Raw genomic sequence first — 9565 nt, 5'->3', positions numbered from 1 at the left:
CGAGGACGGACACCCCCCGGCGCGGCCCCGCACCACCCCCCGGCAGACAGCGCTACCCCAGCCACCCACCAAACAGCCACAGGCCGCCGCAGGCATCACGTCAGCAAGTCGTCCACCTGCGCCTCCCCCTCCCGGTACCGCCGGGCGATCTCCGCACTGCACCCGTCGGCGGTCCGCTGGAGGCGCTGGCGGCGCCGGGACACCTGCTGCTCGTACCCGACGAGCCGACCCATCGCGCTCGTCAGCTCGCCGTCCGTACGCGCGTCCAGCGCCGACAGCTCCACCTCCGCCAGCATCTCCGCCGCCAGCCGCCGGTACTCCTCGCCATACGGCGTACCGACGGTCACATGCCGCGCGGACGACCGGTACCGCGCCGGAGCGTCCGTCAGGATCTCCGGCAGCCGCTCCACCACGGACGCCGCCGCCGACGGCCCCCGCCGCGCCAGCTCCGCCCGCAGGATGTCGATCCGTCCCTGCAACAGCCGCCGCACGTAACTGAGGTCCGCCTCGTCCCGCTGCGCGTCCCGCCGCAGCGTCCGCAGCTCCGGCAGGCTCAACACGGTCAGATCCCGCTCAGGCGCCTCCCCGGGCATCCGCGGACTGTCCGTACGCTGCGCGGGCGGGCGGGCGCCAACGGCCGCCCCGCTCCCCAAAGACGTCAGCGAGACGGCAGCCCCGGGAGGCTGCCCCGTACTCGGTGTGCTCATGTGCCTCTACCGTCCCCTCGACCGGCGAATGGCAGCATCGTGCCACCCCAACTGGCCGCTATGTGACCGAGTGCCCCCGATCGGCCCCAGATGGGGGGGTACGGAGCGAAAATCAGCCCAGGGCATCATGGACCCCATGCGTGCAGTGGTTCAGCGAGTGGACGGCGCCAGCGTCGTCGTGGACGAGGAGACCGTCGGCGAGATCACCGGCGAGGGCCTGTGCGTCCTGGTCGGCGTGACCCACGACGACACCAAGGAGAAGGCGGCCCAACTGGCCCGCAAGCTCTGGACCCTACGGATCCTGCACGACGAGAAGTCCTGTAGCGACACCGACGCCCCCCTCCTCGTCATCAGCCAGTTCACGCTCTACGGCGACGCCCGCAAGGGCCGCCGCCCCACCTGGAGCGCCGCGGCCCCGGGCCCCGTCGCGGAACCCCTCGTCGACGAGGTCGTCAGCCAGCTCCGCGCCCTGGGCGCCACGGTCGCCACGGGCCGCTTCGGCGCCCGGATGCGGGTCGGCCTCACCAACGACGGCCCGTTCACGGTCGTCCTCGACCTCTGAGCGACCGCCGGGCCCTACGGCTCGACCACGACCTCCTGCGCCGCCGCCGTCGTATCGGCCAGCAACGCCGCGTCCACCGGCACGTTCCGCTTGACCAGCGCCAGCGCCACCGGCCCCAGCTCGTGGTGGCGCACGGAGGTGGTCACGAACCCGACCTTCCGCCCCTCGGCCCCCTCCGAAGCGAGCCGCAGCTCGGCCCCGTGCGGCGGCAGGTGCACCTCGCTGCCGTCGAGGTGCAGGAAGACGAGCCGCCGCGGCGGCTTGCCGAGGTTCTGCACCCGGGCGACGGTCTCCTGCCCCCGGTAGCACCCCTTCTGCAGGTGCACCGCGCTGCCGATCCACCCCAGCTCGTGCGGGATGGTCCGGTGGTCGGTCTCGAACCCGAGCCGGGGCCGGTGCTGCTCCACCCGCAGCGCCTCGTACGCGAGCAACCCGGCCGTGGGCCCGCTCTTCTCGGCGTACGCCTCAAGGTCGGCACGCGGCAGGAAGACGTCGCGCCCGTAGGACGTCTCCCGCACCACGGCCGCCTCCGGCACCTCCGCGATGGACCCGGCGGGCAGGTGCACGACGGCGAAGGCGTCGCTGCGGTCGGCGATCTCGACGCGGTAGAAGAACTTCATCGACTCCAGGTACGCCACCAGCGCGTCCACGGTCCCCGGCTCGACGTGGGCCCACACGGTCGTACCGTCGTCGACGAGGTACAGCGCGTGCTCGATGTGCCCGTGCGCGGAGAGGATCAGCGCCTCGGTGGCCTGCCCCACGGGCAGCTCGCTGACGTGCTGGGTGAGCAGCAGGTGCAGCCAGCTCAGCCGGTCGTCACCGGAGACCGCGATCACCCCGCGGTGCGACAGGTCGACGAAACCGGTGCCTTCGGCGAGGGCACGCTGTTCCCGGAACAGATCGCCGTAGTGGGCGGCGACACCTTCGTCCACACCCTCACCGGGTACGGCGCCGGGCAGGGACAGCAGAGGGCTCTTCATGCCCCCAGCCTACGACTAGGTACTTGAACGATTACCCGAACCACCCACCACCGGACCCGGCCCCGCCACCGGACCCGGCCCCGCGCCGGAGCCGCCACCCGCACCCGCGCACTCCCGGCACCGCCCGAAGATGGCGAAGTGCTTCATGTCCGTGTCGAACCCGAACGTGTCCCGCAGCTTGGCCGTGAACTCCGCCGCGACCTCGACATCCGCCTCGATCACGTTCGTGCAGTCCCGGCACACCAGGTGGATGTGGTGGTGCCGGTCGGCGAGGTGGTACGTGGGCGCCCCGTGCCCCAGGTGCGCGTGGCTGACCAGCCCCAGCTCCTCCAGCAGCTCCAGGGTCCGGTACACCGTCGAGATGTTGACCCCCGACGCCGTCTTCCGGACCTCGCCCAGGATGTCGTCGGGGGTCGCGTGCTCAAGGGTGTCGACGGCCTCGAGGACGAGTTGCCGCTGCGGCGTCAGCCGGTAGCCGCGCTGCCTGAGGTCGCTCTTCCAGTCGGTGCTCACCACACTGGAGAGTCTAGGACTACTTGAAGAAGGCGATCCCGTCGTCCGGCATGTCGCCGGGCAGGGCCTTCGCCCAGCGCTCGACGTCCTCCGGGGTGACGACCTTCTTCAGCTGGGCGGACATGTACGGCCGCAGCGCCACCTCGGGGGTCTGCTTCTCGCCGACCCACATCAGGTCGCCCTTGACGTAGCCGTACAGCCGCTTGCCGCCGCTGTAGGGACGCGCGGCCGGGGTCCGGGCCACCGCGTCCGTGACCAGGTCGATCTGCGGCTTCTGGTCGGCCAGCTCGCCGTACCAGATCTCGATGACACCGTCGTCGCGGGTCATCGTGACCTCCACCTTGCGGAGGCCGTCGATCCGCCAGAACCCGTGCTCGGACTCCAGCGGCCGCACCTTGTTGCCGTCCTGGTCGAGGACCCAGGAGTACGCGTGGTACTCCAGGAAGTCCCGGCCGTCGTGCGTGAAGGTGACCTCCTGCCCGAAGTTGCACTTCTCGGCGCCGGGGAAGTCGTGCACACCGGCACCGGCCCAGTTGCCCAGCAGGAAGGCAAGCGGGACGAGGTCCTTGTGGAGGTCGGACGGAATCTCGATCATCAGAGGAACTTCCTGGGTCTTTCCTGGACTGGACGTTGCCTGAAAACGGTCAGCGCTGGCCCTGGTAGAGCTTCTTCACGGCCAGTCCGGCGAACGCGAGCGTGGCGACGCAGACCAGGACCAGCAGGATTGAGAAGAAGATCTCCACAGGTGCTCCTCGATTGAGCGCGGTACGACAGGACAGGGGCCGGGCCCCAGCTTACGCGGCCGGACCCCGACCCTCCTTGTGAGGTACGCCCTCCCGCTCGCCTCCCCCGATAGCCGACACAGGCACCGGCGACGGCCCCGAGGACGGCGGCGGTACCGATGAGCAGGGCGGTACGCCCCCGACGCCGCCGCCGAGGTGCCCCCACGTCCCCGGCCGCCCCCGCATCCTCCGCTTCCGCTTCCGCTTCCGCCTCCGGAGCCTGTCTCTGAGGCTCTTCTTCTCTCACGTCTTCCACAACGTCCCCCCACAGAACGGGAAGCGCGTAGTCCGTGTACGCGCGCACAGGTGCCCCACAGCCGGGACCGGAGGTTGTAGCGGCGTTGACTACGATTCGGGGATGGCGAAGAAGCTCGTGATCAAGGTGACGGCCGGGGCGGACGCCCCGGAACGCTGCTCGCAGGCGTTCACGGTGGCCGCGGTGGCCGTGGCCAGCGGCGTGGACGTGTCCCTGTGGCTGACCGGGGAGTCGTCGTGGTTCGCCCTGCCGGGCCGCGCCGCGGAGTTCGACCTCCCGCACGCCGCCCCGCTCCCCGACCTGCTCGACTCCCTCCTCGCCGGGGGCCGCGTCACCCTGTGCACCCAGTGCGCGGCGCGCCGCGAGATCACGGAGAAGGACGTCATCGAGGGCGTCCGCATCGCGGGCGCGCAGGTCTTCGTCCAGGAGTCCCTGGCGGACGACACCCAGGCCCTCGTCTACTGAACCGCTGGTACGGCCCGCCCGGTACGGCCCTACCGATCCCGGCGTCTGCCGTCCAGCTCGTCCCACCACTCGTCGGACTTCGGGTCCCCGGACGGGTCGTCCCACCACCGGTCGTCCGGGCCGCGCCGGTTGGCGACCATCGCGGCGAGCGGTGGGATGACCATGGCGACCAGGCACATCGCGACGGCCGCGGGGACGGACCAGAGGCGTACGACGCCCCAGGCCAGGACGAACAGGCCCAGGCAGCAGCCCATCAGGGCGAAGTAGCGACGACGGCGCCGTGCGTACATGTCTCCAGCGTAGGTCGGCCCGCCCGGTCGGCACGCCGAAGGGCCGCACCCCAGGTGTCCCACCCGCGGGGTACGGCCCTTCCGTCTCTCGGGTCAGCGCCCGGAGACTCAGACGGCGATGGCGACCTCCGCCAGACCGCCCTTCTCGGCGACGACGACCTTGCGGTCAGCCGTGCCGCCGGGGACCAGGGCACGCACGGTCCAGGTGCCCTCGGCCGCGTAGAACCGGAACTGGCCGGTGGCGGAGGTGGGCACCTCCGCCGTGAACTCGCCGGTCGAGTCCAGCAGCCGGACGTAGCCGGTCACGGGCTCGCCGTCCCGGGTCACCTGGCCCTGGATCGTGGTCTCACCGGGCTTGATCGTCGAGGCGTCCGGGCCACCGGCCTTCGCTCCGCACATGGGTCTCTCCTCAGAGGAAGTAGGGGGTCGGTGGGTTACTTGTTGGCGCCCAGCTCGATCGGCACGCCGACGAGGGAGCCGTACTCGGTCCAGGAGCCGTCGTAGTTCTTGACGTTCTCCACGCCCAGCAGCTCGTGCAGCACGAACCAGGTCAGGGCGGAGCGCTCACCGATGCGGCAGTAGGCGATCGTGTCCTTGGAGAGGTCGACGCTCTCCTCTTCGTAGAGCTTCTTCAGCTCGTCGTCGGACTTGAACGTGCCGTCGTCGTTGGCGTTCTTCGACCACGGGATGTTGCGGGCGGACGGGACGTGGCCCGGGCGCTGCGACTGCTCCTGCGGCAGGTGGGCGGGGGCGAGCAGCTTGCCGGAGAACTCGTCGGGCGAGCGGACGTCGACCAGGTTCTGTGCGCCGATGGCGGCGACCACGTCGTCCCGGAAGGCTCGGATGGACGTGTCCTGCGGCTTGGCCTTGTAGTCGGTCGTGGGGCGCTCGGGCACCTCCTCGACCAGCTCACGGGCGTCCAGCTCCCACTTCTTGCGGCCGCCGTCGAGGAGCTTGACGTTCTGGTGGCCGTAGAGCTTGAAGTACCAGTAGGCGTACGACGCGAACCAGTTGTTGTTGCCGCCGTAGAGGACCACCAGCGTGTCGTTGGCGATGCCCTTGGCGGAGAGGAGCTTCTCGAAGCCCTCCTGGTCGATGAAGTCGCGGCGGACCGGGTCCTGGAGGTCGTCGGTCCAGTCGATCCTGATCGCGTTGCGGATGTGGTTCTTGTCGTACGCGGACGTGTCCTCGTCCACCTCGACGACCGCGATGTTCGGGTCGTCCAGGTTGTCCTGAAGCCAGTCGGCGTCTACCAGGACGTCGCTGCGGCTCATGGTGTCTCCTCCGGGGCAGTTGCGGCGGGGCGTGCCGATGCGGGTCGGTGCGAGGTGCGGGGGTGCGCAGGGCGCACGGATGCCCCTGGTACGGGGCGGGGGGAACGCGGAGGCGGCGGCCTCCGGTCAGAAGGTGCGACAGAGCATGGCGGCAACGCGGCACAGGTCTACTGCCCGCCGCTTCGTGAGGTCCGCCTGTCGTCTCATGGCCTCGATCGTAGGGACGGTCGGGCGGGCGTGTCACCGGCGTGTCGGATACTGAGACGCGATCGTCCACGATGCGGGACCGCAACGTCGTTCGGCCAGCTCCCGCACGGCTCCCGGTGTCCTGTATCCCCCGTCACATCTACGGTACGGACGTCCTCGTCTCGCCCCTCGGACAACGCTGATCAGGCCGCAGGCCGCCGGAGTCGGGCCTACCCGGCCAGCCGCACGTCGGAACCCCGCACCGTGATCAGCACGCCGTCACTCGCCGCCCGCACCTCGTCCAGCTGGATGCCGCCCGGCAGTTCGTCGATCCGCTGCTCGAAGTCGGTGATCTCCCGGATCTGGTCCTCGCCGACCTCGACGCCGCCGATGCTGGGCAGCGCCTCGGCCTTCACCCGCACGGTGTCGCCCTCCGCGGTGACCGTGCTCAGCACGGAGACGGGCTTCGGCAGCCTGGTGCCGAACGCCGTCGCCTCCACCGCGACCTTGATCCTGCCGTTGCCGCCGTCGGAGAGGCCGACGACCTTCGCCGTGATGCCGGGGGCCACCTCGGCGGGCTCGGACCTGGCGGTCTTCAGCAACTCGTCGTAGGCGATGGTCGCGGTGCCCGTGGCGGAGTGCGCGGTGGCGGAGCTGTAGTCGCCGGAGAACTCGACGCCCTTCATGTTCGCCGTGAGGTCGTCGATCCGGATCGTCGTGCCGTTCTCGCCCGCGGTCGCCTCGTAGTCCTCGATGCCCACCTCGACGTCGTCCAGCTCGCCGCCGACGACCTGGGTGAGGAAGGGGAAGCCGTGGATGGACACGTCGGGGGTGGTGGCGAGGTTCTCGGTGGTGCGGAGCTTGTCCGCGACCTCCCCCTCGGCGAAGTGCACGGCGAGCCGGTCGGCGGCCACGAAGAGGCCGCCGAGGACCACGACGACGATCAGAGTTATTCGCAGCGCGCGCATGTTCCCCATCTGGGCGGTCTTCAAGGTCGACCGCCACCGTAACCCTGCGGAGGCGGAGGTCCCCCGGATTGTCGACCAGCTGTGACAGGACGGGCCCACGGCCCGCCCCTCCCGGTCTCACCCCAGGGTGCGGCCCAGCACCCACACCACCGGTGCCGCCGCCGTCAGCGGCAGGGCCACGCCCGCGGTGAAGTGGACGAAGCGCGACGGGTAGTCGTAGCTCGCCACCCGGTGCCCGATCAGCGCGCAGGCCGCCGCGCCCACGCCCACCAAGGCGCCCTCGGCCCCGACGCCGGTCACCCCGCCGACCGCGATGCCCGCGCCCGCCGCCGCGAGCAGCGCCACGGTCACCGAGGCGACCGTCGGCATCGGCAGCGCCCGCGCGACGAGGGCGACGCCCACCGCGACGGCACCGACGGTCACCGCGTCCGCCTCGGCCGCGAGGTACCCGGCGGCGACGACCGACAGCGCGGCCGAGACGACGGTCGCCGTCAGGCCGTACATCCGCTCGTCGGGGTCGGCGTGCGAGCGGAGCTGGAGGACGAGGGAGAGCAGCAGCCACACGCCCAGCGTGCCGAGGATCGCGGCGGGCCCGTGCTCCCGGCCCACGGCGAGCAGCACCGCGTCGGCGGTCAGCGCGCCCGCGAAGGCCAGCGCGATGCCCTGCCGGGCGGGCCACATGCCGTTCAGCCGGAACCAGCCCGCGGCCGTGACGGCCTGGAGCACGACGAGCGGGACGAGCAGGGCGTACGACCCGATGGCCGCCGTACCGCCGAGCAGCAGCCCCAGCAGCGCGGTGAGCGCGGCGGGCTGGCCACCGGGTTCGATGATCGGGGACCGCCCTTCGAGGCGGGCCCGCTGGGCGTCGGTGACCCGGGAGTTCCCGGCGAGGGTGGCGGGACCGTAGCCGGGACCGGCGGGGCCCGGGTCGGCCGCCGCCGCCACGGGTGCGCGCACGGGCTGGGGTTCGGGCGCCTGATAACCGCCCTGGTACGCCTGGGGGTCCGGGTAGTTCTGAGGGTCCGGGTACGCCTGGTCGGTGACCGGTGGCAGATACGCCGTCTCGGCCGCCGCGACCGGCGGCACCGGCGGCTGCATCTGCGTCTCCCAGGTCTGCCCCTGCCACTGCTGGGTGTCCTGCCGGTCGGCGTACCCCGGCTCGTAGTACCCCTGCTGCCCGGACCAGGACGGCTGCTGGTGCTGCTGCTGGTACTGCTGCTGTTGATACTGCTGTTGCTGCTGGTACGGGTCGTGAGCCCCTTGGTAGGGCTGATGCGGCTGCTGCTGGTACGGCTGCTCACTCATCGGTGCGGTCACCCTCCTGCGAACGGCGGGAGCACCTCGACCGTGCCGCCGTCGGCCAGCCGTACGGTCTCGTGCCCGCGCGTGCCCACGGGGTCGCCGTCGATCAGGAACGAGCAGCGCGGCAGCACGCGCGTCAGCTCGCCGGGGTGTCGCTCGCGCACGGCGCCGAGCGCCTCGGCGAGCGTGGCCGCGTCGTAGCGCTCCTCGGCGATCCCGGCCGCGGCCTTCGCGGCGGCCCAGTAGCGCACCGTGACCTTTGCCATCTGGTTCCTTGAGTCAGTCGGCAGTAACGCAGTAACACGGCCAGGCTAGCCCGCCCCGCCGACGGTCCGTCCCACAGCCCAGCCGCCGATCCGGCCCAGCAACTCCTCCGTCACGGCGTGCTCGGCGTGCCCCATGCCCGCCTCCAGCCAGAGTTCCCCGTGGTCACCGGCCGCCGCGGCCAGCATGTGGGGGTGGTCGACGGGGAAGTAGCCGTCCCGGTCGCCGTGCACGACGAGCAGCGGCGTCGGCGCGATCCGCGGCACGGCCTCGACCGGCGAGAGCGGTACGGGGTCCCAGTCCCGGTGGTGGATACGGGTCCGGAAGCCGTAGCGACCCACCAGGCGCCCCGCGGGCCGGGTGACGAGCCAGTGCAGGCGCCGCATGGGCGCCGTCCCCCGGTAGTACCAGCGGGCGGGCGCGCTGACGGACACCACGGCGTCGGTGTCGTCCGGGTGCAGGGCCGCGTGCCGCAGGACGACCGACCCGCCCATGGAGAAGCCGACGGTGGCCACGCGCGCGTGCCCTAGTCCACGGGCCCAGGCGACCGCGGCGGCCAGGTCGAGCACCTCGCGGTCGCCGACGGTGGACCGCCCGCCGGACCTCCCGTGCCCCCGGAAGGAGAACGTGACGACGGCGCCGTGAGCCCGCAGCGCGCGCACCACCCGCCGGACGTGCGGCCGGTCGACGTCGCCGGTGAACCCGTGGGCGACGACGAACACGAGCTGAACGGGGCGCCGCGGGGAGTTTTCGTATACAACCCCGCCCGGATCGTATACAGCGTCGATCCGCACTCCGTCGGCGGTGTGCAGGAACGTCCGCAATCGGGTGGTTCCGTGCCGCGCGGGCGTCTCGGAGTGTGGACGAAAGCCGGACGAAGGGCTGGATCGGGCCACATGACCTGCCGGACCGTTGCTCATGTGGGCTATTCTGCTGGGCAGAGGACTCGGGCAGCGTAGCCCCCGGGTCCTTTTGTGCTTTCGGAAGCGTTGTATACGACGCGGGAAACCGCAGGT

The 9565-nt window shown here is 71.5% G+C and carries 14 protein-coding genes; 2 read left to right on the top strand and 12 right to left on the bottom strand.

Annotated elements, in window-relative coordinates; all coding sequences use genetic code 11:
* Window positions 1–95: 95 nt before the first annotated feature.
* Entirely contained in the window at window positions 96–707 is a 612-nt protein-coding gene (locus ABZ659_RS31920) for an aerial mycelium formation protein (protein WP_360227051.1), read from the bottom strand.
* A 136-nt stretch (window positions 708–843) separates the two neighbouring features.
* On the opposite strand from ABZ659_RS31920, the gene dtd reads away from it, so the two are divergent.
* Complete coding sequence (gene dtd, locus ABZ659_RS31915) at window positions 844–1269, top strand: D-aminoacyl-tRNA deacylase (protein WP_360227048.1); 426 nt, start codon at window positions 844–846, stop codon at window positions 1267–1269.
* Between the two features lie 14 nt (window positions 1270–1283).
* On the opposite strand, the gene ABZ659_RS31910 is transcribed toward dtd, so the two are convergent.
* Genes ABZ659_RS31910 through ABZ659_RS31900 form a run of 3 tightly spaced genes read right to left on the bottom strand, consistent with a single transcriptional unit; the run spans window position 1284 to window position 3357 of the window.
* A complete protein-coding gene (locus ABZ659_RS31910) occupies window positions 1284–2249 on the bottom strand; it encodes a folate-binding protein (RefSeq protein ID WP_360227044.1) in 966 nt (321 codons plus the stop codon).
* Between the two features lie 15 nt (window positions 2250–2264).
* Window positions 2265–2765, bottom strand: coding sequence for a transcriptional repressor (locus ABZ659_RS31905; protein ID WP_360227041.1), 501 nt, complete (start codon window positions 2763–2765; stop codon window positions 2265–2267).
* 16 nt (window positions 2766–2781) lie between these two features.
* Window positions 2782–3357, bottom strand: a complete 576-nt coding sequence (locus ABZ659_RS31900) for an FABP family protein (protein WP_360227038.1) — start codon at window positions 3355–3357, stop codon at window positions 2782–2784.
* A gap of 545 nt (window positions 3358–3902) precedes the next feature.
* On the opposite strand from ABZ659_RS31900, the gene ABZ659_RS31895 reads away from it, so the two are divergent.
* Window positions 3903–4265 carry a DsrE family protein gene (locus ABZ659_RS31895; protein ID WP_360227035.1) on the top strand — a complete coding sequence of 121 codons (363 nt, stop codon included), beginning with the start codon at window positions 3903–3905 and terminating at the stop codon, window positions 4263–4265.
* A 29-nt stretch (window positions 4266–4294) separates the two neighbouring features.
* On the opposite strand, the gene ABZ659_RS31890 is transcribed toward ABZ659_RS31895, so the two are convergent.
* From ABZ659_RS31890 to ABZ659_RS31855, 8 genes are all read right to left on the bottom strand, one after another.
* Complete coding sequence (locus ABZ659_RS31890; protein ID WP_360227032.1) at window positions 4295–4555, bottom strand: DUF3099 domain-containing protein; 261 nt, start codon at window positions 4553–4555, stop codon at window positions 4295–4297.
* A 108-nt stretch (window positions 4556–4663) separates the two neighbouring features.
* Complete coding sequence (locus ABZ659_RS31885; protein ID WP_360227029.1) at window positions 4664–4954, bottom strand: DUF1416 domain-containing protein; 291 nt, start codon at window positions 4952–4954, stop codon at window positions 4664–4666.
* 35 nt (window positions 4955–4989) lie between these two features.
* A complete protein-coding gene (locus ABZ659_RS31880; RefSeq protein WP_360227026.1) occupies window positions 4990–5829 on the bottom strand; it encodes a sulfurtransferase in 840 nt (279 codons plus the stop codon).
* A gap of 126 nt (window positions 5830–5955) precedes the next feature.
* Window positions 5956–6036 carry a putative leader peptide gene (locus ABZ659_RS31875; protein ID WP_353963671.1) on the bottom strand — a complete coding sequence of 27 codons (81 nt, stop codon included), beginning with the start codon at window positions 6034–6036 and terminating at the stop codon, window positions 5956–5958.
* Between the two features lie 209 nt (window positions 6037–6245).
* Window positions 6246–6983, bottom strand: coding sequence for a DUF2993 domain-containing protein (locus tag ABZ659_RS31870; protein ID WP_360227060.1), 738 nt, complete (start codon window positions 6981–6983; stop codon window positions 6246–6248).
* Between the two features lie 117 nt (window positions 6984–7100).
* Window positions 7101–8288: a hypothetical protein gene (locus tag ABZ659_RS31865; RefSeq protein ID WP_360227023.1), complete on the bottom strand. Its 1188-nt coding sequence runs from the start codon at window positions 8286–8288 to the stop codon at window positions 7101–7103.
* An 8-nt stretch (window positions 8289–8296) separates the two neighbouring features.
* Window positions 8297–8551 (bottom strand): MoaD/ThiS family protein, encoded by a 255-nt coding sequence (locus tag ABZ659_RS31860; protein WP_360227020.1) that lies wholly within the window; start codon window positions 8549–8551, stop codon window positions 8297–8299.
* A gap of 45 nt (window positions 8552–8596) precedes the next feature.
* Complete coding sequence (locus tag ABZ659_RS31855; RefSeq protein ID WP_360227017.1) at window positions 8597–9469, bottom strand: alpha/beta fold hydrolase; 873 nt, start codon at window positions 9467–9469, stop codon at window positions 8597–8599.
* Between the last annotated feature and the right edge of the window lie 96 nt (window positions 9470–9565).

Origin of the sequence: Streptomyces sp. NPDC006997 (assembly GCF_040635175.1) — a bacterium.
Classification (GTDB): Bacteria; Actinomycetota; Actinomycetes; order Streptomycetales; family Streptomycetaceae; genus Streptomyces.
This window is presented reverse-complemented; position numbering and strand designations above follow the sequence as displayed.